This window comes from Streptomyces chilikensis, from assembly GCF_001642695.1.
Taxonomy (GTDB): domain Bacteria; phylum Actinomycetota; class Actinomycetes; order Streptomycetales; family Streptomycetaceae; genus Streptomyces; species Streptomyces chilikensis.
This window is the reverse complement of record NZ_LWCC02000005.1, coordinates 1766695-1792104: the sequence shown is the minus strand read 5'-3', so window position 1 is coordinate 1792104 and position 25410 is coordinate 1766695. Positions and strand designations below refer to the sequence as shown.

The 25410-nt window shown below is 74.8% G+C and carries 18 protein-coding genes and 1 riboswitch; of the genes, 10 read left to right on the top strand and 8 right to left on the bottom strand.

Going from position 1 to position 25410, the window contains the following annotated elements:
• Nucleotides 1-4 precede the first annotated feature (4 nt).
• Nucleotides 5-161, bottom strand: a riboswitch (cyclic di-AMP (ydaO/yuaA leader).
• A gap of 275 nt (nucleotides 162-436) precedes the next feature.
• Both A2U95_RS07945 and A2U95_RS07940 read right to left on the bottom strand, forming a co-directional pair.
• Nucleotides 437-961 carry a DoxX family protein gene (locus A2U95_RS07945; RefSeq protein ID WP_166021491.1) on the bottom strand — a complete coding sequence of 175 codons (525 nt, stop codon included), beginning with the start codon at nucleotides 959-961 and terminating at the stop codon, nucleotides 437-439.
• Between the two features lie 79 nt (nucleotides 962-1040).
• Nucleotides 1041-2324: a hypothetical protein gene (locus A2U95_RS07940; RefSeq protein ID WP_166021490.1), complete on the bottom strand. Its 1284-nt coding sequence runs from the start codon at nucleotides 2322-2324 to the stop codon at nucleotides 1041-1043.
• A 314-nt stretch (nucleotides 2325-2638) separates the two neighbouring features.
• Here A2U95_RS07940 and A2U95_RS07935 point away from each other — a divergent pair, with 314 nt between their 5' ends.
• Nucleotides 2639-3124: a pyridoxamine 5'-phosphate oxidase family protein gene (locus A2U95_RS07935; protein WP_166021489.1), complete on the top strand. Its 486-nt coding sequence runs from the start codon at nucleotides 2639-2641 to the stop codon at nucleotides 3122-3124.
• An 87-nt stretch (nucleotides 3125-3211) separates the two neighbouring features.
• On the opposite strand, the gene guaA is transcribed toward A2U95_RS07935, so the two are convergent.
• Entirely contained in the window at nucleotides 3212-4801 is a 1590-nt protein-coding gene (gene guaA / locus A2U95_RS07930) for a glutamine-hydrolyzing GMP synthase (protein ID WP_166021488.1), read from the bottom strand.
• 296 nt (nucleotides 4802-5097) lie between these two features.
• On the opposite strand from guaA, the gene pcrA reads away from it, so the two are divergent.
• Nucleotides 5098-7569, top strand: coding sequence for a DNA helicase PcrA (gene pcrA, locus A2U95_RS07925; RefSeq protein WP_166021487.1), 2472 nt, complete (start codon nucleotides 5098-5100; stop codon nucleotides 7567-7569).
• An 84-nt stretch (nucleotides 7570-7653) separates the two neighbouring features.
• On the opposite strand, the gene A2U95_RS07920 is transcribed toward pcrA, so the two are convergent.
• Nucleotides 7654-9126, bottom strand: coding sequence for a M23 family metallopeptidase (locus A2U95_RS07920; RefSeq protein ID WP_166021486.1), 1473 nt, complete (start codon nucleotides 9124-9126; stop codon nucleotides 7654-7656).
• Nucleotides 9127-9583: 457 nt separating this feature from the next.
• Between A2U95_RS07920 and A2U95_RS07915 the strand changes: the two genes are divergently transcribed.
• Nucleotides 9584-10000, top strand: a complete 417-nt coding sequence (locus A2U95_RS07915) for a coenzyme B12-dependent isobutyryl CoA mutase small subunit (RefSeq protein WP_166021485.1) — start codon at nucleotides 9584-9586, stop codon at nucleotides 9998-10000.
• Between the two features lie 281 nt (nucleotides 10001-10281).
• On the opposite strand, the gene A2U95_RS07910 is transcribed toward A2U95_RS07915, so the two are convergent.
• Genes A2U95_RS07910 through A2U95_RS07900 form a run of 3 tightly spaced genes read right to left on the bottom strand, consistent with a single transcriptional unit; the run spans nucleotide 10282 to nucleotide 13246 of the window.
• On the bottom strand, nucleotides 10282-11751 hold the full coding sequence (locus A2U95_RS07910) for a DUF5691 domain-containing protein (RefSeq protein WP_166021484.1): 1470 nt from the start codon (nucleotides 11749-11751) through the stop codon (nucleotides 10282-10284).
• Nucleotides 11751-11903: a hypothetical protein gene (locus A2U95_RS07905; protein ID WP_166021483.1), complete on the bottom strand. Its 153-nt coding sequence runs from the start codon at nucleotides 11901-11903 to the stop codon at nucleotides 11751-11753. The genes A2U95_RS07910 and A2U95_RS07905 overlap by 1 nt, the downstream gene beginning before the upstream one ends.
• The gene (locus tag A2U95_RS07900) at nucleotides 11900-13246 is read right to left on the bottom strand and encodes an SWIM zinc finger family protein (RefSeq protein ID WP_166021482.1); all 1347 of its coding nucleotides are present in this window, start codon (nucleotides 13244-13246) and stop codon (nucleotides 11900-11902) included. The genes A2U95_RS07905 and A2U95_RS07900 overlap by 4 nt, the downstream gene beginning before the upstream one ends.
• A 144-nt stretch (nucleotides 13247-13390) precedes the next feature.
• On the opposite strand from A2U95_RS07900, the gene A2U95_RS07895 reads away from it, so the two are divergent.
• The 7 genes from A2U95_RS07895 to sucD all read left to right on the top strand — a co-directional run bounded on the left by A2U95_RS07895 (nucleotide 13391) and on the right by sucD (nucleotide 23830).
• The gene (locus tag A2U95_RS07895; RefSeq protein ID WP_166021481.1) at nucleotides 13391-14545 is read left to right on the top strand and encodes an ATP-binding protein; all 1155 of its coding nucleotides are present in this window, start codon (nucleotides 13391-13393) and stop codon (nucleotides 14543-14545) included.
• Nucleotides 14542-17049: a DUF5682 family protein gene (locus tag A2U95_RS07890; protein ID WP_240957243.1), complete on the top strand. Its 2508-nt coding sequence runs from the start codon at nucleotides 14542-14544 to the stop codon at nucleotides 17047-17049. Before A2U95_RS07895 ends, A2U95_RS07890 begins: the two co-directional genes overlap by 4 nt.
• Nucleotides 17046-18257, top strand: coding sequence for a VWA domain-containing protein (locus tag A2U95_RS07885; RefSeq protein WP_166021480.1), 1212 nt, complete (start codon nucleotides 17046-17048; stop codon nucleotides 18255-18257). The genes A2U95_RS07890 and A2U95_RS07885 overlap by 4 nt, the downstream gene beginning before the upstream one ends.
• Before the next feature lie 136 nt (nucleotides 18258-18393).
• On the top strand, nucleotides 18394-19701 hold the full coding sequence (locus tag A2U95_RS07880; protein WP_166021479.1) for a hypothetical protein: 1308 nt from the start codon (nucleotides 18394-18396) through the stop codon (nucleotides 19699-19701).
• 151 nt (nucleotides 19702-19852) lie between these two features.
• Entirely contained in the window at nucleotides 19853-21448 is a 1596-nt protein-coding gene (locus A2U95_RS07875) for a hypothetical protein (protein ID WP_166021478.1), read from the top strand.
• 290 nt (nucleotides 21449-21738) lie between these two features.
• Nucleotides 21739-22917: an ADP-forming succinate--CoA ligase subunit beta gene (sucC, locus tag A2U95_RS07870; RefSeq protein ID WP_166021477.1), complete on the top strand. Its 1179-nt coding sequence runs from the start codon at nucleotides 21739-21741 to the stop codon at nucleotides 22915-22917.
• Between the two features lie 28 nt (nucleotides 22918-22945).
• On the top strand, nucleotides 22946-23830 hold the full coding sequence (sucD, locus tag A2U95_RS07865) for a succinate--CoA ligase subunit alpha (RefSeq protein ID WP_166021476.1): 885 nt from the start codon (nucleotides 22946-22948) through the stop codon (nucleotides 23828-23830).
• Nucleotides 23831-24187: 357 nt separating this feature from the next.
• Here the strand turns inward: sucD and A2U95_RS07860 are convergent.
• A partial coding sequence (locus A2U95_RS07860; protein ID WP_240957242.1) for a cell division protein PerM occupies nucleotides 24188-25410 on the bottom strand: 1223 nt, incomplete at its 5' end.

The window sequence follows — 25410 nt, the reverse complement described above, 5'->3', positions numbered from 1 at the left end:
GGCGACTCCTTCCGTCTCCCGCCTACCGGGTCAGCTGTCGGGTTCGGGCGGAGCGTCCGGAAGGGTTGCCCTACGGTCCGGCGGGGCCGGATCGATTCACCCCAGGTGGTGCGCGCGGGTCCCCGGCTCCGGCACGGCGCCGGACTCGGCGGGGGCCGCGCGGACCGGCGAGGTTCGCCGGTCGGGATCGGACGGCCCGCGCGGCACGTTAGCCAACCTGTGGGGCCCGTGTGAAGGACGGTGCGCGATATGCCCGATACGTTTTTGTGACCTTCGTAAAAGCGTGGCTACCTGTGACGGCCCGGCGGCTCTCGGTGGCTCGGCGGTGCCTGGATCCCGGTGCCTGCACGGGGTGCCGGGTGCTCGGATGCCCGGGTGCTCGGATGCCCGGGCACCCGGCGGCACCGGGCAGAGGGTGGCGCCGCCGGGCCCGGGATCACCCGGTGTCCGCGCCGGCTTCCTTCGCCCGCCGGTCCCGCCGCGCGCGCCAGGCCCCGTCGAGGGAGAGCGCGCCGCCGCCGGCCAGGAGCAACGGGGTCCACGCCATCAGGTACGGCAGGTCGTTGCCCAGGTAGTACGGCTCCGCGGTCCAGCTCATCGTCAGCCACAGGCTCAGCGAGACGAGCGCGCCGCCGGCCGCCGCGACGCGGGTGAACAGGCCGAGGAGGGCGCCGAGACCGACGGCCAGCTCGCCCAGGGCGATGGCGAGACCGAAGGCGACGGGGGCGCCGAGGCCGAGGTCGACCAGGGCGGGGACGGCCGAGGCGTCGCGGACCGCCTCCATCTGCCCGCCGATGGAGCCGGGGCCGGACTCCTCCAGGAAGGTGGAGTCGGTGAGCTTGTGCAGGCCCGCGTAGAGGAAGGTGGCGCCGAGGAAGAGGCGCAGGGGGAGCAGCGCGAAGCGCGCGGCCGCCTCCCTCGGGCCGGACGCCCGGGTGGTGCCGGTGGTGGTGACCGCCATGACCGTGGCCGCCTTTCCCCGCAGGTCGGTTTATCCGTCAACCAATTCGGGGACAGCCTACGTGCGTCGCGTCACGGCGTCACTCGGTGATGTCGACGGCCATCCGGTTGGTCTCCAGACCCGCGGCGGTGACCACCTGCACCTCCACCCGGCCGGGCTCGACCTCGGCCGGGACCGGCACCGTCAGCACCGTGTCCGAGGGGTTGCTGAAACCGCCGGTGACGGGGACCAGCGGGACGTGGACGTTGACCGCCCCTATGCGGACGACCATCCGCGAGAGCCGGTCCGCGCTCCCCGCCCCCGGCGGCACGAACCCCACGCCACGGATCTCGATGTCGTCACCGGTGCGGATCGGCCCGTCCAGGTCGCCGGCCTCGCGGGCCCGCACCACCGACAAAACCACCGGGCGGCCGCCCTCCGCGTACTTGCCGGCCAGGTACGTCGCCGCGGAGACCAGCACCACCACGGCCAGCCCCCACGGCAGGTCGGGCAGCTGCTCCGGACGGCGGGCCAGCCGGACCAGGCCGAAGACCAGCGCCACGGCGGAGATCACCACGTACTGGATGTCGGCGAAGTTGCCCCGCCCGGAGTCGTCGGTCAGCAGGTCGGCGGCACGCGGGCGATGGGCGCGGACCTTCTGCAGCCGCTGCCCCTGCACGCGCAGGCTCACCACCCGCCGGACCAGCACCGCGACGACGCAGACCACGGCCAGCACCGTCACCATGCCCGCGCCCCGGGCCAGGTCCAGGCCCTCGATCAGGGCGTCCCGCTCCCGGTGGCCGGAGGCGGCGGCCAGCTGGCCGGCCAGGGTCAGCACGGCGAAGGCGGTGAACAGCACCCAGGCGGTGGCCACCGCGCGAGAGGTGGAGAGGCGGTTGTCCTCACCGATCACCGGCGCGAGCACGCCGCCGCGCTCGCGGTGGTACCAGGAGGCGGCGGACAGCGCGGCGGCCGTCACCAGGGCGGCGAGCAGTCCGGCCGTGCGCGCGGCCGTCCAGCCGGCCCCGATCGCGGTGAGCGCCTGCACCATCAGGAGCAGCACCGTCGCGCCCCACACCACGCGGAGCGTGGACTTCCAGAGCCGGGCCAGCCAGGCCCGTCCCTCGGCGCGGCTGCGGTCGGCCACCTCGGCGGCGGACTGGGTGAGCTCGTCGGAGACCCACTGCCGGGAGGCGGAGGCCGAGTGCGCGACCGCGGCGGGCAGCCCCTTCCCGGCGGCGAACCCGTCCCGCTGGTGGAGGAAGGCCGCCAGGGCCTTCCGGTGTCCCGCCCGCGCGCCGTGCGGGCAGTCCCCGCACGTGCAGCCGCCCCCGTGGGCGTCCTTCCCCGCGCCGGCGCCCTGCCCCGCCTCCTGCACCGCCACGCCGTGTCCGCCTTCCGCGCCCATTCGTCCCTGCGGCAACTCCGCTGCCGAGTAGGGGAATTGTGCCGTACCGCCCGCCCGTCCGGCCTCCGGGGCCCGCTCGCCGCGGTCGTTCACCGGCAAACGGACCGAACCCGCACCTCTTCCTTCACAACCGTCCCGAGAGGGTACGGGTCCCGGTGGCGACCCGAAGAATTCCGGGCGTTCCCGAGCTGCCGGTGAACCTCGGGCGGGACGGCCCCGCCACGAGGACGGACGGCCCGGATTTCCGCGTGCCGCCTCCGGCGACGCCCGTCCGGCGCGAGACTGGCACCATGACGAGCATCACCGACTGGGCGGCCTTCCGCCGGGCGGAACCCGGACTCGCCGACGTGGTCGAGCAACGGTTCGGGGCCTTCACCCATCACGTCCTGGCCACCCTCCGCAAGGACGGTTCACCCCGCACCTCCGGCCTGGAGGTGCGGTTCCTCGACAGTGACCTGTGGCTGGGCATGATGCCTGGCTCGCAGAAGGCGCGTGACCTGCTGCGCGACCCCCGCTTCACGCTCCAGGCGAACCCCGGGCCCGGTACGGGGATGGGCGGCGGCGACGTGCGGATCTCCGGGCGGGCGGTCCCGGTGGAGGACGGCGAGGCCCGCAGCCGCTACGTGGGGGAGGTCTCCCCGCCGGACCCGGGCGCCTTCCACCTGTTCCGCGTCGACCTCACGGAGGTGGTGCGCACCTTCGTCGAGAACGACGAGTACCTGGTCGTGCAGATCTGGAGGCCGGGCGAGGAGCTCCGCGCGGTGAAGCGGACCTGAGGGACGCGGTGCGGGCGGGACGAGGACGGAAGGGGCGCCGCCCGGAAGACCGGACGGCGCCCCTTCGTCACGCGGGCGTGGGAGGGGTCACTCCCACTCGATGGTGCCCGGCGGCTTGGACGTGACGTCCAGCACCACGCGGTTGACGTCGCGCACCTCGTTGGTGATGCGGGTGGAGATCCGCTCCAGCACCTCGTAGGGCAGGCGCGACCAGTCGGCCGTCATGGCGTCCTCGGACGAGACCGGGCGCAGCACGATCGGGTGGCCGTAGGTGCGGCCGTCGCCCTGGACGCCGACGCTGCGGACGTCCGCGAGCAGGACCACCGGGCACTGCCAGATCTGGCTGTCCTGGCCGGCCGCGGTGAGCTCCTCGCGGGCGATGGCGTCGGCCTCGCGCAGCAGGTCCAGGCGCTCCTTGGTGACCTCGCCGACGATGCGGATGCCGAGGCCGGGACCGGGGAACGGCTGGCGCTGGACGATCTCCTCCGGCAGGCCGAGCTCCTGGCCGACCATCCGGACCTCGTCCTTGAACAGCTGGCGCAGCGGCTCGATCAGCTTGAACTCGAGGTCCTCCGGCAGGCCGCCCACGTTGTGGTGGGACTTGATGTTGGCCGTGCCGGTGCCGCCGCCGGACTCGACGACGTCCGGGTACAGGGTGCCCTGGACCAGGAACTCGACGGGCTGGTCGCCCGGCGCCTCGGCGACGATCTCGGCCTGCGCCTGCTCGAAGACGCGGATGAACTCGCGGCCGATGATCTTCCGCTTCTCCTCCGGGTCGCTGACGCCCGCGAGCGCGTTCAGGAAGCGCTCCTCGGCGTCGACGACCTTGAGGTCCACCCCGGTGGCGGCGACGAAGTCCTTCTCGACCTGCTCGGTCTCACCCTTGCGCATCAGGCCGTGGTCGACGTAGACGCAGGTCAGCTGCTTGCCGATGGCCTTCTGGACGAGCGCCGCGGCGACCGCGGAGTCCACGCCGCCGGACAGGCCGCAGATGGCGCGCCGGTCGCCGACCATCTCGCGGATCGCGGCGACCTGCTCCTCGATGACGTTGCCCGTGGTCCAGGTGGGCTGCAGGCCCGCGCCGCGGTACAGGAAGTGCTCGAGGATCTGCTGGCCGAACGTGGAGTGCATCACCTCGGGGTGGTACTGCACGCCGTACAGCTTCTTGTCGTCGTTCTCGAAGGCGGCGACCGGCACCACGTCGGTGGAGGCCGTGACGGCGAAGCCCTCGGGGGCGGCGGAGCAGGCGTCGCCGTGCGACATCCAGACGGGCTGCTCGTCGGGGGTGCCCTCGAAGAGGGTGGAGCCCGACCGGCTCACGTGGAGCTGGGTGCGGCCGTACTCACGGGCGCCCGTGTTGTCGACCTGACCGCCCAGGGTCTGCGCCATCAGCTGGAAGCCGTAGCACATGCCGAAGACGGGGACGCCGGCCTCGAAGAGGGCACGGTCCAGGGTCGGCGCGCCCGGCTCGTACACGGACGAGGGGCCGCCGGACAGGATGATCGCCGCCGGGTTCCTGGCGAGGATCTCCTCGACCGGCATGGTGCTCGGCACGATCTCGCTGTAGACCCGGGCCTCGCGGACGCGGCGGGCGATGAGCTGGGCGTACTGCGCACCGAAGTCGACGACCAGGACGGTGTCGGGGGCGGCGGACGCAGCGGTGGGCGCTGATGACACGGGGGGCCTTCCGGCGTCAGGGTGTGGGTCTGTCCGCCCAATTCTACCGGTGTGCGGAGAACGCCGTGTCCGCCTCGGGCGGGGCACGGCCTCCGCAGGTCACGCCGCGTCCGGGCCACCGCCGCCGGCCAGGCCCGGCACCCCCTCCCGATGGGACCGCGCCCGGGCCGTCGGGAGGGGGCGGCTCCGGGCTCCTCCGAGGGCCCGCGCCCGGCCCTCTCCCGCCGGCTCGGGCCGGCCGCCGGTTTCGGACAGCGGCCACGGGTGTCGGCGGAGGCACCTAGACTCGGAGTGCGATGAGCAGCCTCTTTGACGAAAGCTACCTGGCGAGCCTCCAGGCCCCTCCGGCCTACGACGAGGAACCGCCGCCGCCCGAGGACGAGCACGCTCCGGAGCCGATTCCGGACGACCTGTTCGCAGGCCGCTTCGACGTGCCCCCGGCCAGGGACGCCTACTACCGGGACGGCGCCCCGCGTCCGGCGCTGAGCGGCGCCGCCCTGCTGGAGGGGCTGAACGAGAGCCAGCGGGACGCCGTGACGCACGCCGGGTCACCGCTGCTCATCGTGGCCGGAGCCGGCTCCGGCAAGACCCGGGTGCTCACCCACCGCATCGCCCACCTGCTCGCGGAGCGGGGCGCGCACCCGGGCGAGATCCTGGCGATCACCTTCACCAACAAGGCCGCCGGCGAGATGAAGGAGCGCGTCGAGCAGCTGGTGGGGCCGCGTGCCTCCACCATGTGGGTGATGACGTTCCACAGCGCCTGCGTCCGCATCCTGCGCCGCGAGAGCAAGCGCCTCGGCTTCACCTCGTCCTTCTCGATCTACGACGCCGCCGACAGCAAGCGGCTGATGGCGCTGGTCTGCCGCGACCTGGACCTCGACCCGAAGCGGTTCCCGCCCAAGTCGTTCAGCGCCAAGATCTCCAACCTGAAGAACGAGCTGATCGACGAGGAGGACTTCGCGGCGCGGGCCGCCGACGGCTTCGAGAAGACCCTCGCCCAGGCCTACGCGATGTACCAGTCCCGCCTCCGCGAGGCGAACGCGCTGGACTTCGACGACCTGATCATGACGACGGTCAACCTGTTCCGCGCCTTCCCGGACGTCGCCGAGCACTACCGCCGCCGCTTCCGGCACGTCCTGGTCGACGAGTACCAGGACACCAACCACGCCCAGTACGCCCTGGTGCGCGAGCTGGTCGGCGGAGCCTCGGAGAAGCGTGACGAGGACGTGCCCCCGGCCGAGCTGTGCGTGGTGGGTGACGCCGACCAGTCGATCTACGCGTTCCGCGGGGCGACCATCCGGAACATCCTCGACTTCGAGGAGGACTACCCGGACGCCACGACGATCCTGCTGGAGCAGAACTACCGCTCCACCCAGACCATCCTGAGCGCGGCCAACGCCGTCATCGAGCGCAACGAGTCCCGCAGGCCCAAGAACCTGTGGACCAACGCCGGCGCCGGCGCCCGGATCACCGGCTACGTCGCCGACAGCGAGCACGACGAGGCGCAGTTCGTCGCCGACGAGATAGACCGCCTCACCGACGCGGGCGACGCCAAGCCGGGCGACGTCGCGGTCTTCTACCGGACCAACGCGCAGTCCCGTGTCTTCGAAGAGGTCTTCATCCGGGTCGGCCTGCCGTACAAGGTCGTCGGCGGCGTGCGCTTCTACGAGCGCAAGGAGGTCCGGGACGTCCTCTCCTACCTGCGGGTGCTCGCCAACCCGGAGGACGGGGTGCCGCTGCGGCGCATCCTCAACGTGCCCAAGCGCGGGATCGGCGACCGGGCCGAGGCGATGATCGAGGCACTGGCGCGCCGGGAGCGGATCAGCTTCCCGCAGGCGCTGGTCCGCGTCGACGAGGCGTACGGCATGGCGGCCCGCTCGGTGAACGCGGTCAAGCGGTTCAACACGCTGATGGAGGACCTGCGCACCGTCGTGGAGTCCGGCGCCGGACCGGCGACGGTCCTGGAGGCCGTGCTGGAGCGGACCGGCTACCTCGCCGAGCTCCAGGCGTCCACCGACCCGCAGGACGAGACGCGGATCGAGAACCTCCAGGAGCTCGCCGCGGTCGCCCTGGAGTTCGAGCAGGAGACCGCGGAGGCGGAGAGCGGATCGTCGCTCGCCGACTTCCTGGAGCGGGTGGCGCTGGTCGCCGACTCCGACCAGATCCCCGACGAGGAGGACGGCAACGGCGTCATCACGCTGATGACGCTGCACACCGCCAAGGGGCTGGAGTTCCCGGTGGTCTTCCTGACCGGCATGGAGGACGGCGTCTTCCCGCACATGCGGGCGCTCGGCCAGGTCAAGGAGCTGGAGGAGGAGCGGCGGCTGGCCTACGTCGGCATCACCCGCGCCCGGGAGCGGCTGTACCTGACGCGGGCGGCGCTGCGCAGCGCGTGGGGGCAGCCGTCGTACAACCCGCCGTCGCGGTTCCTGGAGGAGATCCCGGAGACGTACCTCGACTGGAGGCGCAAGGGGAGTTCCTCGCCGGGCGGTTTCGCCGCGGGTCCCGCGGCGGGTGTGGCGGCCTCGCTGTCGTCCTCGCGGTCGCGCTCCTCGGCCGGGGGCGGTTCCGGCTTCGCCACCCGGCGCGCGGGAGACCGGCCGGTGGTCGCGCTGTCCGCCGGCGACCGGGTCACCCACGACCAGTTCGGGCTCGGCACGGTGGTCGCCGTGGCGGGCGAGGGGGACAAGGCCCAGGCGACGATCGACTTCGGCGACGGAAGCCCGAAGCGGCTCCTGCTGCGGTACGCGCCGGTGGAGAAGCTCTAGAAGCCCTGGGCACATCGACAGCGAGCGCCCTCCACGACCACGTGGTCGTGGAGGGCGCTCGCTGTCGGACGGTCGCGGACGGGGTCAGGTCGGGTCGATGCCGTGGCTGCGCAGCCAGGCGAGCGGGTCGACCGCGCCGCCGCCGCCCGGCCTGACCTCGAAGTGCAGGTGCGGTCCGGTGGAGTTGCCCGAGTTGCCCGAGTAGGCGATCGTGTCGCCGGCCTTCACCGACATCCCGTCGGCGAGCTTGTACGTGGAGAGGTGGCAGTACCAGGTCTCCGTGCCGTCCTTGGCCGTCACGATCATCATGTTGCCGTACGCGCTGTTGAACTGCGTGCGGACGGTGCCGTCGGTGGCCGCCAGCACGGGCGTTCCGTAGGCGACCGGGAAGTCGATGCCGGTGTGGGCGGACATCCAGTTGACGCCGGCCGCGCCGTAGTAGGCGCTGAGACCGCGCTGGGCGACCGGGCTGGAGAACTTGGGACGCAGCCGCTCCTTCTTGGCGGCCTCCTCCGCGGCCTTCCGGAGCTCGGCCGCGCGCTGGGCCTCGAGGTCGATCCGCTCCTGCTCGCGGCTGGCGCGGTCGCCGAAGTCGGCGGCGGCGACGGTGACCTCGCTGAACTGGGCGGAGATCTTGTCGTTCGCGGCCGAGGGCTTCACCGGCTGGGCGTCCGACGCCGCCTGGGTGGTGGTCTCCTCGACCGAGCCGCCCACGGAGGCGGCGGCGACCCCGGCCACGCCCATCACGCAGACGGAGGGGACCGCGACGGTCAGCAGGGCGGAGCGGCGGGCGGGGGTGCGGCGGCGGCCGCCGCGGCCCGCGGAGCGGGAGGTGTGCGGGAGGGACTCGTCCTGGTCGTCCAGGAAGCCGGGCCGGTCGTCGGCCTCGTCGGCGTGGCGTCTCGGCCCGTCGTGGCCGGAGCCGTCCGCGTCCGCGCGGTGTCCGTCGGCGGACTCCCGCTCGTGGGCGTCCCGGCCGTCGTGCGCGGACGGGTCGTCCCCCTCCGCGGTGTTCCAGGCGGTGGCGTCGTAGGAGCCGGTGTCGGAGTCCTGCCCGTTCCAGTTCCACTCGCCGGCGCCGTCCGGGCCGTCGGCGGCCTGTCCGGGAATCCGGGCGGAGTGCTGCTCGCCGGTTCCCCAGTCGGTGGTGTCGAAGGAGCCGGTCTCCTGGGCCGCGTAGTGCTGCTCCGCGTAGAACTGGGCGGCGTACCCGTCGTACTGGGTGCCCGTGTCCCACTGGCCGCTGTCGTAGGAGGACGTCGACGCGTAGCCGTCACCGGTGTACGGGGCGGTCGTCGACGGGTCGGCCCAGCCGCCCGTGTCGTAGGAACCGCTCGGGTGGGAACCGGTGTCGTATGAACCGGTGTCGTATCCACCGCCGTGCTGGGTACCGGTCTCGTAGGAACCGGTGCCGTAGTCCTGGGAGACCTGACCGTCGTACTGGGTGAAGTCCGCGTAATAGGCCTCGGACGTGCCGTACGCCGGATAGGGCGCCGACGTCGAGTCGGAGGCCGGGGCCGGGGTCGTCATGGTCCCCGACGGGTGACGCTCGTCCACCAACTTCTCTTTCGCCTCGACGACAGGGGCTGCCAGAGCAGTGCGGCGACTGTACCCGGCGGTATGCGGACTGGACAATCTTCGGCGGCCAGTCTGTGGGGACCAAAGGGGCAAGAGGGACTCTTTCGGGGTTCCCCGGGCGTGTCTTTGAGGCTGCGTTCGGTAAACGTTCGAGGTTTTCGGCGCGATACGGGGTGAAGGGGCCCCTTGCCTATGCCACAGTCACGCCTACCGGCCCTTTTGTGGTCCTCCGAGTGCCCTGGCCGGAGCGTGCGGACGCGGCGCGCCGGGGCCTCCGGGGCGACGGCGACGGCGTGTCGGCGCGGGATGCGGGCGCCGCCGTGTGATTTCGCACTCCCTCCCCACCGGGAGGCGGACGGCTGGGGGATGCTGTAGATAACGTGCGTTCACTTCCCCGGCCGGTGCGGCGGGCTTGAGTCGGTTGTTGGAGGCGTTGATGGGTGTGGCAGTCGGTCCGATCCGTGTGGTGGTGGCCAAGCCGGGCCTGGACGGTCACGATCGTGGGGCCAAGGTCATCGCGCGGGCCCTGCGCGACGCGGGCATGGAGGTCATCTACACGGGCCTCCACCAGACGCCCGAGCAGATCGTGGACACCGCGATCCAGGAGGACGCCGACGCGATCGGCCTGTCCATCCTCTCCGGCGCGCACAACACGCTGTTCGCCAAGGTGATCGACCTGCTCAAGGAGCGGGACGCCGCGGACATCCTGGTGTTCGGCGGGGGCATCATCCCGGAGGCGGACATCGCGCCGCTCAAGGAGAAGGGCGTGGCGGAGATCTTCACGCCGGGCGCGCCGACGCAGGCCGTCGTGGACTGGGTCCGCGCCAACGTCCGCGAGGGCGCCGACGTCTGACGGCGCGCCACGGGCGTGACGCCGGGGCCGCGCGCCGCGGGTGTCACGCCGTGTCCGCGCGCCGCGGGTGCCACGCCGCGGACGGGACGCTCCGGGCAGGACGACGAGCGCGGGGCGCCAGGGGCCGGGGCACCTGGCCCGGCATCCGACGCCCCTCGGTGAGCGGTACGTCCGGCGCGTCGGCTCCCGCCGGTGTGCCGCGCGGTGGCTCCTGCCCTCGTGCGCCCCGCCGGGGCCGGCGGGGCGGCGCCGCCGGGCCCGCGGCAGAGGCCGGTGGCTCGTCAGGCGGCTCCCAGCTCCTCCGCCATGGTGGCGCGGAGGCGGAGGGTGCTGTCGAGGCGCTGGAAGGCCTCGGACCAGTAGCCACCCGCTCCCGGCGCCGTGTTCTCCGCCTCGGCGGGAGTGGCGGTGAGGGGCGCCAGGCGGTTCGCCTCGGCGGGATCCAGGCAGCGCTCCGCCAGACCCATGACGCCGCTGAAGCTCCACGGGTAGCTGCCCGCGTCCCGCGCGATGTCCAGGGCGTCGACCACGGCCTGCCCCAGCGGCGCGGACCACGGCACCGCGCAGACCCCGAGGAGCTGGAACGCCTCGGACAGCCCGTGCGCGGAGATGAACTCCGCGACCCAGGCGGCGCGTTCCTCCTCGTCCAGGGTGGTGAGCAGTTTGGCCCGCTGGGCCGGTCCCACCGCGCCCGGGCCGGCGGCCTCCGGCGCGGACGGCGAGCCGAGCAGGGCCCGCGCCCAGGCGGCGTCCGCCTGCCGCACCGCGGCCCGGCACCAGGCCGCGTGCAGTTCGCCCTCCCAGCCGTCGACCACCTCCAGCGCGACGATCTCCTCGGGCGTGTGCCCGCCCAGCCGCTCCGGCCAGGTCGCCAGCGGGGCGGCCTCGACCAGCTGGCCCAGCCACCAGGACCGCTCGCCCCGCCCGGAGGGGGCCTTGGCCACCACGCCGTCCCGTTCCATCTCCGCGTCGCAGGCGTGCGGCGCCTCCACCACGATGCACGGGTCCGCCCCCGTGCGGTCGAGGGCCACGCAGCTCACAGCCCGCGCGGCCATCCGCAGGGAGAGGGCCGAGCCCGGCAGCGCCGACAGCAACTCGGCGGCGGTGGCGCGCACGTTGCGGCTGCGGTCGGCGAGCGCCCGCTCCAGGAACGGCTCGTCCTGCGCGCACAGCCCGGCGCGCAACGAGTCGAGGAACATCAGCCGGTCCTCGGCGCGCTCCGTCGTCCAGGTGGACTCCAGCAGGGCGCGGGCGGCGGCGGGGTCCTGGTCGCGCAGAGCGGACAGCAGGGCCACCCGTTCGGCGAACAGGCCCTCCTCCCACAGCTCCCGCACGCGTTCGGGTCCGGCGTCGGCCGGCAGCCGTCCTTCCCGGCCGCCGCCTGACGCGGCACGCAGGGCGAACCGCCACTCCGGGTTCAGCCCGGCGAGCCACAGCGCGCGCGGACCGGCGAAGGAGAGGACCGCGGGACGCAGGTCGGTGCGGCCGCGGGCGGCCTCCAGCAGCGCGGGCAGCGCCTCGGGCGGAGCGGCGGGCAGCGGCGGCCGGGGGTCCGGGGGAGCGGGGCGGGGGAGCGGGGCGGCCTGCGCGGGCCTCAGCCCGGCCCGTCGGCGCAGCGTCTGCTGCGCGGCCTCGTCGAGCACGGCCACCGGGGCGTCGCGCCCGTCGGCCGGCACGGCGGGCGGGCGCCGCTCGGTCCCCAGCAGGGCGGTGGTGACCAGGTCCTCCCAGTCGGAGGCGGTGACAGCCATCAGGAACGCGTCCCTTCGACGACGCCGGCGGTGGCATGGGTGGTGGTGCGCGATGCGGCACTGGCGGTGGCGGTGGCGGTGGCGGAGGCACGGGCCGTGGCGGTGCCCGGGGCGCCGGCGGTCCGGGGGACGACGGGTACGGGGCGGGTCATCGCACCGCCACCGCCTCTCCCGGTCCCGCGGGCCAGGCGGTGAGCGGGGTGAAACCGCGGTGGCCGTACTCGCCGAAGACGCGCAGCGGCACGCCGCCGGAGAGGGAGACCAGACGCCAGAAGCCGGGCCCGGCGCAGGCCGGTCCGGTGACGGGCAGCGCCTCGCCGGCCGCGTCCGCCAGTTGCCAGCGCCCGTCGTGCGGCACCGGGGTGACCGCCTCCAGGGTCACCGGGACGGCGTCCAGCCAGGGGTCGTCGCGCAGGGCGTCGCCGTACCGGGCGGCGGCCCCGGCCGCGGTGAGTCCCGGCGGGCGCAGCGCGCCCGGGGCCGGGGCGGCGAACTGCTTGCCGAGCGCCGCACGGAGCTGCCCGCCACCGGGGTAGGGGGAGAGCTCCGCGTCCAGGACCAGCCCCGTGGGCAGCACCAGTTCGGGTGCGCGGCCGGCAGCGCCGTAGGAGAGGAGCAGCGCCGTCCGTCCGGTCTCCTCGCCGTGCACCCATATACGGCGGGTGGTGAGCCGGGCGTCCGCGGTGTCGTACTGGGCGAGCACCAGCCACCGGTCCCGCACCGGCGGTCCGTCGGCGGAGCCGGGCAGACCGACCCGGGAGCGAACCGTGGCGGCCAGCTCCTCGGGCAGCCGGTCGCGGCGCAGCCAGCCCTGGACCAGGGTGTGGAGCAGCGCGCACTCCTCCAGCAGCCGCACCGGCCAGCCCGGGCCGGAACCGGGTATCGCCCCCAGTTCCCGTACCCGGGCCGCCAGTCCGGGCGCCTGCGCGTCGACCATGCGGGCCGCCGTCTCCTCCCAGAGGGCGTACCCGGCCTGCTCGGCACCGGCGAGGCCGGAGCGCAGCAGGTCGGTGAGCCGCCGCTCCAGTTCGCCCGCGCCCGCGTCGATCCGCTGAGCGCGGCGTTCGGCGCGCTTTTGTGCCGCCTCCGCGTCGGCCGTGCCCCCGCCCGAGGAGGCGGCCTCCTTGCGCTCCGCCCGCTGCCGCCGGCCGTCCAGCCACTGCCGCGTCCAGTCGGGCGGCTCCTGCCCGGCGGGCACGGCGGCCGGGTCGGCGGCCCACAGGAGCAGCAGCCCCAGCGCGTGCTTGCAGGGGAACTTGCGGCTCGGACAACTGCACTTGTAGGCGGGAGCCGACGGGTCCGCCATGTCCACGATCGTCTGATACGGCTTGCTGCCGCTGCCCTTGCACAGCCCCCACACCGTCCCCTCGTCACCGCAGCCCGTGCCGGACCACGGTCCGGGCGCGGCGAGTTTGCTTCCGGCTTTGCGGGACGCCGCGTCAGGCGCCAGTGCCAGCACTTGTTCCGCGCTCCAGCGCACCCCCTGCTGAGTCATGGCACCGACGGTAGGACCTGCCACTGACAACGCTGCCCCGGATGGCCCAGCGCCCCGTGTTTCCACAGGCCGTGGGGATTGTCAGTGCCGTGGTGCAAGGTGGTCAGCAGATCCGAACCGGCCGAGCTGGAGGGGGCCTCAGCCATGTCTGTGTCCATCGACCCGACGTCCGTCACCACGGTGTCCGACGACCCCGCGCCCGCGAAGGGCGCAAAGAACGAGCAGGCGCTGCGGCCGCACGCGGAGGACGCCTTCGCCCAGGAGCTCCAGGCGCTGGCGGCCGCCGACGACCGGCCCCGCCCGGCCCGCTGGAAGCTCTCCCCGTGGGCGGTCGCCACCTACCTGCTCGGCGGCACGCTCGCCGACGGCACGGTGATCTCGCCGAAGTACGTCGGTCCGCGCCGCATCGTCGAGGTGGCCGTCACCACGCTCGCCACCGACCGCGCCCTGCTGCTCCTCGGCGTGCCCGGCACGGCCAAGACCTGGGTCTCCGAGCACCTGGCGGCCGCCGTCAGCGGCGACTCCACGCTGCTGGTCCAGGGCACCGCCGGCACCCCGGAGGAGGCCATCCGCTACGGCTGGAACTACGCCCAGCTGCTGGCCCACGGCCCCAGCCGCGACGCGCTGGTCCCCAGCCCGGTGATGCGGGCCATGGGCGACGGCATGATCGCCCGCGTCGAGGAGCTCACCCGCATCCCGGCGGACGTCCAGGACACCCTGATCACCATCCTCTCCGAGAAGACGCTGCCGATACCGGAGCTCGGCGAGGAGGTGCAGGCGGTCCGCGGGTTCAACCTGATCGCCACCGCCAACGACCGCGACCGCGGCGTCAACGACCTGTCCAGCGCGCTGCGCCGCCGCTTCAACACCGTGGTGCTGCCGCTGCCGGAGAGCCCGGAGGCGGAGGTGGAGATCGTCTCCCGCCGGGTCGACCAGCTCGGCCGCTCCCTCGAACTGCCGCAGGCGCCGGACGGCATCGACGAGATCCGCCGGGTCGTCACGGTCTTCCGCGAGCTGCGCGACGGCCTCACCACCGACGGGCGCACCAAGCTGAAGACGCCCAGCGGCACGCTGTCCACCGCCGAGGCGATCTCCGTGGTCACCAACGGCCTGGCGCTGGCCGCACACTTCGGCGACGGCGTGCTGCGGCCGGCGGACGTGGCGGCGGGCATCCTCGGAGCGGTGGTCCGCGACCCGGCCGCCGACCGGGTGATCTGGCAGGAGTACCTGGAGACCGTGGTCCGCGAGCGGGACGGCTGGAAGGACTTCTACCGCGCCTGCCGGGAGGTGTCGGCGTGACCGGATCCCACGCGCTGCCGCTGCTGCTGGGGGTGCGGCACCACGGGCCCGGCTCGGCCCGCGCGGTACGGGCCGCCCTGGACGCGGTCCGTCCCCGGGCGGTGCTGATCGAAGGGCCCCCGGAGGCCGACGCGCTGGTTCCGCTGGTCGGTGACGAGGAGATGAGGCCGCCGGTCGCCCTGCTCGCCCACGCCGTGGACGAGCCCGGACGCTCCGCGTTCTGGCCGCTGGCCGAGTTCTCCCCGGAGTGGGTGGCCCTGCGGTGGGCCGTGGAGAACGGCGTCCCGGCCCGGTTCGTCGACCTGCCCGCCACCCACGTCCTCGCCCTGCGGGGCGAGGACGGACCGGAGAAGGGGGAGGCCCCGGCTCCGGTCCTGGCGAAGGACGCGGAGGAGGACGCCGCGGAGGGCGCCGCGCCCGCGCGCGGCGCCGTCGCTCCGGACGGTTCCGCCGTCGCTCCGGACGGAACCCCGGCGGCCGGCGGGGAGGCCGCGCCGCCCGGCGACGGGCCCGGCCCCGCAGGGGACGAGGGGGACACCGGGGCCCGGAACGCCGACCCGCGGGTCGATCCGCTGGCCGTGCTGGCGGAGGCCGCCGGGTACGACGACCCGGAGCGCTGGTGGGAGGACGTGGTCGAGCACCGCGGCGCGGGCGAGGACCCGCTGGCGCCGTTCGCCGCCGTGGAGGAGGCGATGGGCGCCCTCCGGGAGGCGTACGGAACCGGCGGCCACGACCACGACCCGGTCCGCGAGGCGTACATGCGGCTCCAGGTGCGCGCGGCCCGCAAGGAGTTCGGCGACGAGATCGCCGTGGTCTGCGGCGCCTGGCACGTCCCCGCCCTGCGGCGGAGGAGCACCGTCGCCGCCGACCGCGCCCTGCTCAAGGGCCTGCCCAGGATCAGGACGGAGATGACCTGGGTGCCCTGGACGCACCGCAGACTCTCCCGGTTCAGCGGCTACGGCGCCGGGATCGACTCCCCGGGCTGGTACGGGCACCTGTTCTCCGCTCCCGACCGCCCGGTGGAACGCTGGATGACCAAGATCGCCGGCCTGCTGCGCGACGAGGACCTGGGCGTCTCCTCCGCCCACGTCATCGAGGCGGTCCGGCTTGCCGAGACCCTCGCGGTGATGCGCGGACGCCCGCTGCCCGGCCTCGGCGAGACGGTCGACGCGGTCCGCGCCGTGATGTGCGAGGGCTCCGACGTGCCGCTGGAACTGGTCCGCGACCGGCTGATCGTCGGGGACGTGCTCGGTGAGGTGCCGTCCACCGCGCCCGCCGTGCCGCTGCGGCGCGACCTGGAGCGGCAGCAGCGCGCGCTGCGCCTCAAGCCGGAGGCACTGGAGCGGGAACGGGAACTGGACCTGCGGAAGGAGAACGACGCCGCCCGCAGCCGCCTGCTGCACCGGCTGCGCCTCCTGTCCGTCGGCTGGGGCGAGCCCGTCACCTCGCGCGGCGGCACCGGCACCTTCCGGGAGACCTGGCGGCTGCGCTGGGAGCCGGAGCTCGCCGTCCGGGTCGCCGAGGCCGGGGTGTGGGGCACCACCGTGCTCTCCGCCGCCACCGCCAAGGCCGAGTCCGACGCCTGCGACGCCACGGCCCTCGCGGAGGTGACGGCGCTCGCCGAACGGTGCCTGCTCGCCGACCTCCCGGACGCCCTGCCCACCGTGATGCGGGCCCTCGCCGACCGGGCCGCGCTCGACACCGACGTCGCCCACCTGGCGGCCGCCCTGCCCGCCCTGGTGCGCACCCTGCGCTACGGAGACGTGCGCGGCACCGACACCGGCGCGCTCGCGGAGGTCGCCGCCGGGCTCGCCGAGCGGATATTCGTCGGCCTCCCGCCGGCCTGCAGCGCCCTCGACACCGAGGCGGCCACCGAGATGCGCCGCCACGTCGACGCGGTGCACGCCGCGGTGGGGCTGCTCGGCGGCGTCCCCGCCGTCGACCCGGAAGGACTGCGCTCCCGCTGGCACGACGTGCTGGGCAGGCTCGCCGCACGGGACACCGCCCCCGGCGTGCTGCGCGGACGTTCGGTGCGGCTGCTGCTCGACGACGGCGCGCTCGACACCGAGGAGGCAGCCCGGCGGATGGGCCTGGTCCTGTCGCCCGGGACCGAGCCGGCCGACGCGGCGTCCTGGATCGAGGGCTTCGTGGGCGGCGGCTCCGGCGGGCTCCTGCTGGTCCACGACGAGCGGCTGCTCGGCCTGGTCGACGCCTGGCTGACCGGGGTGCCGGCGGAGTCCTTCACCGACGTGCTGCCCCTGCTGCGCCGCACCTTCTCGGCCTACGAGCCGGGAGTGCGCCGCAGCCTGGGCGAACTGGTCCGCCGGGGGCCGGCGGCCGGCGGCGGGGCGGCGGCCGCCCCCGCGCCGGGCTTCGCCGAGGACCTCGATGCGGCCCGTGCCGACGCCGTCCTGCCCGTGGTCCGGCTGCTGCTGGGCCTGGACACGGGCCCCGGCCCCGATCCCGATCACCGGTCCGACGCCACCGTGGAGGCAGCGGCATGACCACATCCCCCACCTCGCCCCTCACCGTGCCCGCCGCCGCACCGGACGCGGAGGCCGAGCGGCTGCGGCGCTGGCGGCTGGTGCTCGGCGGGGACCAGGCCGACGGGACCGGCCACGCGCTCACCGGCCGGGACGCCGCGATGGACGCCGCCCTCGCCGCGCTGTACGGCAACGGAGAGAAGGGCTCGCGGCCCTCCGGCCGCCCGCGCGGCGGTGACCGCTCGGCGGGCCTCGGCGGCTCGGCTCCGTCGGTCGCCCGGTGGCTGGGCGACATCCGCACGTACTTCCCGTCCTCCGTCGTCCAGGTGATGCAGAAGGACGCCATCGACCGGCTCGGCCTGGCCGCGCTGTTGCTGGAGCCCGAGATGCTGGAGGCGGTGCAGCCGGACGTCCACCTGGTGGGCACCCTGCTCTCGCTCAACCGGGCGATGCCGGAGACGACCAAGGAGACGGCCCGGGCGGTGGTGCGCAAGGTCGTCGAGGACCTGGAGAAGCGCCTCGCCACCCGCACTCGGGCGACCCTCACCGGCGCGCTGGACCGCAGCGCCAAGGTGAACCGGCCGCGCCACCACGACATCGACTGGAACCGCACCATCGCCGCCAACCTGAAGAACTACCTGCCCGAGTACCGCACCGTCGTGCCGGAGCGGCTGATCGGCTACGGGCGGGCCTCCCAGGCGGTGAAGAAGGAGGTCGTGCTCTGCATCGACCAGTCCGGTTCGATGGCCGCCTCGGTGGTCTACGCCTCGGTCTTCGGCGCGGTGCTGGCCTCCATGCGGTCCATCGCCACCCGGCTGGTCGTCTTCGACACCGCGGTCGTCGACCTGACCGACCAGCTCGACGACCCGGTGGACGTCCTCTTCGGCACCCAGCTGGGCGGCGGCACGGACATCAACCGCGCGCTCGCCTACTGCCAGTCGCAGATCACCCGGCCGGCCGAGACGGTGGTGGTGCTGATCAGCGACCTCTACGAGGGCGGCATACGCGACGAGATGCTCAAGAGGGTGGCCGCGATGAAGACGGCGGGCGTGCAGTTCGTGACGCTGCTGGCCCTCTCCGACGAGGGCGCCCCGGCCTACGACCGCGAGCACGCGGCGGCGCTGGCCGCGTTGGGCGCGCCGGCGTTCGCCTGTACGCCGGACCTGTTCCCCGAGGTCATGGCGGCGGCGCTGGAGAAGCGGCCGTTGCCCATACCGGACGTGACGTGAGCCAACCGGACATCACCGCCCATCCCTGACGGGGGGCTTGCGTGGCCGCGGGAGGCGCGTGCGAGGATCGGTGCGCCGTGGGCGTGCCGTGTCCTCGCCGCCCGTCCATCCGTTGCCGCACGGAAGCTCCTCGCCCTTGCACACGTCAGCGTCCCTCGCCGGGACCGTCCAGCGCCCAGTGCGTGGGGCGGCCGGGCGGCGTGCGCTGTTCCTGGCGGTGCTGGTGGCGGGCCTGTTCGGGCTCACCCTCGTCTGCGGGGAGCGGGCACAGGCGGCGGAGGCGGTCACGGTCACCGTGACGGGCGACGCCGGCCGCGCGGGCGCGGACGGGTCCCGCAGCGGTTCCGCGCCGGGACCGCTGACGGAGCGTGTGCTCGGGCCTGCGGGGGAGGCCGGGGTGCCGGCGGGAGCTGACGGTGCGTCGGCCGAGCCGGTGCGCGACCTGGTGCGGGAGCCGTCCCGGACGGTGACCGACCGCGTGGTGCGAGCGGCGGGTGCACCGGCCGGGGCCGCCGAGGAGGCCCCCTCCGGAACGCGGCCCGCGCGGCCCGCCGCTCCGGTGCCGTCCCTTCCTCCCGGACAGCAGGGCTCGCCCTCGTCCGTGACGTCTCCCGCGTTCGGCGACGTCACCGGGGCGCCGGTCACGCATGAGTCCGCCGCGCCTGCCGCGCCCGCCGCGTCGGCCGGACGGGCGGAGTCGCCCGCGACTTTGCCGCGGCCCGGGACGCCGCCGGGGCCGGAGCGGGCCGAACTGCCCGCGCCGCCGGCCGGAGACGCACTGCCGGACCTGCCCGCGCTGCCGGTGCTGCCCGCGCTGCCCGGACTCCGGGGACTGCCGGTACCGCACGAATCGTCCGAGCACGCCGCGCTGCCGGGCCTGCCCGCGCTGTCCGGGCCGCCCGTGCCGACCGCGGCGTCCGTGCTCTCCGCGCTGCCGTCCCTGCCCACGCCGGCCGCGCTGCCGGCCCTATCCGCGCTCTCCGCGCTGCCCGGACTGCCCGGACTGCCGTGTCTTCCCGCGCTTTCCGCTCCGCCCGCCCTCCCCGCCGTGCCCGGCGCCCCGGGCGGTCCGACGCCGCCCGCCGTGCCTGGTGACGCCCCGGCCGTGGGCCCCGGGACGACGGCGCGGTGCGCCGTGGACGCGGCGGAGCAGCCGCGGGACCTCCTGCCGCGGGGCAGCCAGCCGGTGCCGCAGGAGCGCGGCGACGGCCGCGCCGCCACGGGGGCCGTTCCCCTCCCCGCCGACCGCACCCCCGCGGGCGACCCGTCCGGCCTGCCCGCCGGCACGGCGTCCGCCGACAACGGCAGCCCCCGGCACGGCGACGCCCACGCCGTGACCTCCGACGCCCGGCCGCCGCTGCGGCTGCGGCCCGGCGCCGCTGCGGGCGACGACGCGGCCGGGACCCGGGACCGGCACCGGGACGTCCCCGTCTTCCCTGGCTGAGCAGGACCCTTCCCCCGCCATGACCTGCCGCGCGGGGGCGGAACAGGTCTGCCCGCCTGTCCGGACGCGCTCCGGTACGGGAACGTCCCAGTCTTCCGACCGTCCTTTGACGGCTCGGAACGCTCAAGATCTGAAGGATCTGAAGCACGTCATGAACAAGAACATCCGCCGGTCCATCGTCATAGCCGCCGGCGTCACGAGCGCCTGGGCGCTCGGCTCCACCGCCGCCTCGGCCGACGAGCTGCCCGCATCCTCCCTCTCCCTCCCGGACCTGCCCGCCCGGGACCAGGCCGCCGACGAGTTCGCCGGGGAGACGGCCGAGGACACCGTGACGGAGGCCGGGAAGGCCACCGGGAAGGCCACCGAGCAGGCATCCGAGGCCGTCACCACCGTGCGGGAGGAGGTCGCCGTGTCCCGGGAGGGCGCCGAGGGAACCGTCCGGACCACCACCCAGGAGGCCCAGGACGCCGCCCAGGACGCCCGTGACGCCGTCCGCGGTACCGCCGCGGCCGAGGTCGACTACCTCTTCGGCCCCCTGGAGGACTTCGCCCCCGAACTGACCGGGGCCCGGTCGGCGGCCGTGACCGGCGCCGGCGAGGCGGTGGACGGCGCCGCCTCCGCCGCCGTCCCGCCGGTGGCGTACTCCGCCGTGGACGGCGCGCTGCCGGTGGTGGACGGGACCGCGGGCCGCACCACGGCGGTCGCCGGGGAGGCTGTCGGTGGAGCTGTCTCCGTTGCCACCCTTCTGGGCGAGGTCGCCGTGCATGCGGTTGACGGCGTGCGGCCGGTCGCCGGTGGTGTCGTCACGGACGTGCCGCCGTACGCCGCCGGGGTGGTGGGCGAGGTCGCCGCCGACGCCGGGGAGGCCGTGCTGCCGCCCGTCGCGGGCACCGCGCTGGACGGGGCCGGCCCGGTCGCTGAGCGGGCCGTCGCCGACGCCGGTGACCTGGCGTCCGGCACGGCCGGGCTGGTCCGGCCGTTCGTGGCCCGTGTGGCCGGCCAGGTGCCTCCGCTCGCCCAGGGCGTGGCCGGCCACGCCACCCCCTTCGCCCAGGGCGTGGCCGGTCAGGTGCCGGGAGCCGTGCACGGGGTCACCGGCACCGCCGGCGCGGTCGTGGACGCCACCGCGGCCACCGCCGCGACCGCCGTGCGCGGGGTCGACGCGACCGCCGCGGGCGCGGTCGGGAACGTCCATGCGACGGCCGTCCCCCTGGTGGAGCGCGTCGACGCCACCGCCGCCGGCACGGTGGACGGCGTGCACGACGCCGCCGCCGGGGTGGTCGGGCGGGTGGCGGCCGCCGCCCACGGTGCGGTCGGCGCCGTCCGCACCACCGTCGCCCCCGCCATCCACGAGGTGCGGGACGTGGCCGGTGCCACCGCCTGGCGGGCCGACGGGACCGTCACCGCCGCCGTCCACGGCGTCGAGGGCACCGTCACCCCCGTGACCGGCGGCGCCGTGGGCGCGGTCGGCGCCACGGCGCACGGGGCGGCGGCCACCGCCGGCGGCGCGGCCCGGGCGGTGGCGTGGGAGGCCGCTCCCTTCGCCTCCGGGGTGACCGGCGAGGCCGACGCGTTCGCGTGGACCGCCGCCGCCGAGGCCGGCGGCTTCGCGGACGGCGTCGCCGCGGAGGTCGCGGGCGGCGCCGCCGGGACGGCCGGGCACGCGGTGGACGGCGTGCACGGAGTCGTCCTGGGCACGGCCGACGAGGTCGCGCCGGGCCACGCCGCGCACCCGTACTTCGGCTGATCGACCGTCGACCTCACCGGGCCGGGACCCGGCCCGGTGAGGTCGGTCGAGCACGGCCGAACCGGTGAAAACCCGTGATCACCTGGGACAACATGTGACCGTAATCACCGCTCATGTGTGATGCCCCAATTAGAGCCCTCACGGGTGGCGGGGATACCCTGCCGGACGGACATGCCGCGCGCTCGGACACCGTGTGCGCCCCCCCTGTGACACTGCGGACGTCACGTTGCCCTTCGCGGCACGCCCACGCATCCAACGAACCGCGAGATCACTGATAGGGACGGAAGCGCGTGGACCTGTTCGAGTACCAGGCGAGGGACCTCTTCGCCAAGCACGATGTACCGGTGCTTGCCGGTGAAGTCATCGACACGCCTGAGGCGGCGCGCGAGATCACCGAGCGGCTCGGCGGCAAGTCGGTCGTCAAGGCGCAGGTGAAGGTCGGTGGCCGCGGCAAGGCCGGCGGCGTGAAGCTCGCCGGCACGCCCGACGAGGCCGTCGCCCGGGCGAACGACATCCTCGGCATGGACATCAAGGGCCACACGGTCCACAAGGTCATGCTGGCGGAGATGGCGCCGGAGATCGCGGAGGAGTACTACGTCTCCTTCCTCCTCGACCGCGCCAACCGCACCTTCCTCTCCATCGCCTCCGTCGAGGGCGGCATGGACATCGAGGAGGTGGCGGCCACCCGCCCCGAGGCCGTCGCCAAGACCCCGATCGACGCGATCGACGGTGTCACCCCGGAGAAGGCCCGCGAGATCGTCGAGGCCGCCAAGTTCCCCGCCGAGGTCGCCGACAAGGTCGCCGCGGTGCTGGTGAAGCTCTGGGACGTCTTCATCAAGGAGGACGCCCTCCTGGTCGAGGTGAACCCGCTGGCCAAGGTGGCCTCCGGCGACATCATCGCCCTCGACGGCAAGGTCTCCCTGGACGACAACGCCGAGTTCCGTCACCCCGACTTCGAGGAGCTCCACGACAAGGCCGCGGCGAACCCGCTCGAGGCCGCTGCCAAGGAGAAGGGCCTCAACTACGTCAAGCTCGACGGCGAGGTCGGCATCATCGGCAACGGCGCCGGCCTGGTCATGTCGACCCTGGACGTCGTCGCGTACGCCGGTGAGGCCCACGGCGGCGTGAAGCCCGCCAACTTCCTCGACATCGGTGGCGGCGCCTCCGCCCAGGTGATGGCGAACGGCCTGGAGATCATCCTCGGCGACCCGGACGTCCGCTCCGTGTTCGTCAACGTCTTCGGTGGCATCACCGCCTGTGACGAGGTCGCCAACGGCATCGTCCAGGCGCTGAAGCTCCTCGAGGAGCGCGGCGAGAAGGTCGAGAAGCCGCTCGTCGTCCGCCTCGACGGCAACAACGCCGAGCTGGGTCGCAAGATCCTCAGCGACGCCGACCACCCGCTGGTCCAGCGCGTCGACACCATGGACGGTGCGGCTGCCAAGGCCGCCGAGCTCGCCGCCGCCAAGTAAGCACCGAGGACGAGGACATCCACACACCATGTCTATCTGGCTCAACAAGGACAGCAAGGTCATCGTCCAGGGCATGACCGGTGCCACGGGCATGAAGCACACCAAGCTCATGCTCGGCGACGGCACCAACGTCGTGGGCGGCGTCAACCCGCGCAAGGCGGGGCAGACGGTCGACTTCGACGGCACCGAGGTACCGGTCTTCGGCACCGTCAAGGAGGCCATGGAGAAGACCGGCGCCGACGTCACGGTCGTCTTCGTGCCGGAGAAGTTCACCAAGGACGCGGTCATCGAGGCGATCGACGCCGAGATCCCGCTGGCCGTGGTGATCACCGAGGGCATCGCGGTGCACGACACCGCCGCGTTCTGGGCGTACGCCGGCAAGAAGGACAACAAGACCCGGATCATCGGCCCGAACTGCCCCGGCATCATCACGCCGGGCGGCTCGAACGTCGGCATCATCCCGGGCGACATCACCAAGCCGGGCCGCATCGGCCTGGTCTCGAAGTCCGGCACGCTGACGTACCAGATGATGTACGAGCTCCGTGACATCGGCTTCTCCACCGCCGTCGGCATCGGTGGCGACCCGATCATCGGCACCACGCACATCGACGCGCTGGCCGCGTTCCAGGACGACCCCGACACCGACCTGATCGTGATGATCGGTGAGATCGGCGGCGACGCCGAGGAGCGTGCCGCGGCGTTCATCAAGGAGAACGTGACCAAGCCGGTCGTCGGCTACGTCGCGGGCTTCACCGCGCCGGAGGGCAAGACCATGGGTCACGCCGGTGCGATCGTGTCCGGTTCGTCCGGCACGGCCCAGGCGAAGAAGGAGGCCCTCGAGGCCGCCGGCGTCAAGGTCGGCAAGACGCCGACCGAGACCGCGAAGCTCGCCCGCGAGATCCTCGCCGGCTGACGCGCCTCCCCCTTCGACGGGCCCGCGCCCGGGGTACACCCCCTGGGCGCGGGCCCGTCGCCGGTCCGCCCCGGAGAAGGGCGTCCCGCCCCGGAGAAGGGCGTCCCGCCCCGGAGGAGGGCGTCCCGCCCCGGAGGAGGGCGTCCCGCCCCGGAGGAGGGCGTCCCGCCCCGGAGGAGGGCGTCTCGCCCCGCGCGGGGCCGCGCCGCCGCCTCCTCCCGCGCTTCCCCCATGGGCACGGGCCCCCGGCCGGCACGCTCACCCGCAGGCGGAACGCGCGGCCGCCCCGTTCCCGGGCGGCACGCCCGCCGGAGCGGCGCACGGCGCCCCGCGCGGCCGGCGGGGCGGGGGCGGGGGTCAGCGACGGAGCAGGTCCCAGCGGGTCAGGAGGGCCGCCGGGACGGCCGGGAGGACGGTCCACGCCGCGGTGGCCAGGCCCGTCCGCCACCAGAGGGGGCCGAAGGCGGCGAGCGCGCCCGTACCCAGCGGACCCGAGGCGAAGGCCGTGAGGGCGGCCAGGGCGGTGGCGCAGAGCAGGCACGCCAGGACGGCCAGCACCGCCGTGCGGAGCCAGGGCCACGGCACGCGGGCCGCCGCGGTCCCCCGGGCGACCCGCGCCCCGATGGCCACCCCCGCCAGCACCGGCACCGCGGCCAGCCCCCACGCCGGTGCCGCCCCCAGCCCCCCGGCCGGTACCGCCGCCAGCCAGGGGAAGACCGGCAGCGAGGGCACCACGCCCTGGACGTCCAGCGGCGTCACCACCGCCGGACCCAGCGTGAATCCCGGCCCGAGCGCGTACGCGCAGGCCCACACCGCCGCGTTCGGCAGCAGCGCCAGGCACAGCAGCAGCAGGGTCACGCCGTCCAGCCAGCCCCCGGCCAGCCGGCCGAACGCCTCCCCCGCCTCGCCCGCGCGCAGCGCCAGCGCCACCACGGCCAGCACCGTCCCGCCGGCCGTCAGCACCGCCGTGCCCTCTCCGGCCGCCCGGCACACGGTGGTCAGCCTGCGGCCCCGGTCGGCCCGGCCGAGGAGGAGGTCGGGGAGGCGTCCGCCCCGCCGGTCCACCGCCCGCCGCGGACGGTCGCACCCGGCCCACACCCCGCACGCCGCGACCACGGCGGTCAGCGCCGGCAGGCTCAGCGTGCTCCACCCCCACCCCGGCCGGTACTCCCCGCCGGAGGCGTACAGCGCCGCGAACAGCCCGGCCGCCAGGTAGCCGGCCGTCACCCCGGTCCACGCCTCCGTCGGACGCGGCGGCGGGACGTCCCCGTCGTGGCCCCCCTCCGCGGCCGACCGCCCCGCACGGTGCAGCAGCAGCGCGGGCAGCGCGGTGAGCAGCAGCGGCGTCACCCCCATGGGCGCGGGCACGCCGGACAACGTCTCGGTGCGGGTCAGTTCGACGCCGTGCGCCAGCAGCCAGAGCGCGGCCGTGGTGCGCAGCGCGCCGCCCGGGCCGCCGTCGGGATAGGGCGCGCTCATCCACAGGACCAGCACCGGCACCGCGAGCAGCACCAGCCCCGCCCCGGCCGCCGCCGCGCCCGCCACCAGCGCGGGCAGCGGCGGCAGCGCGGCGGCCGGGG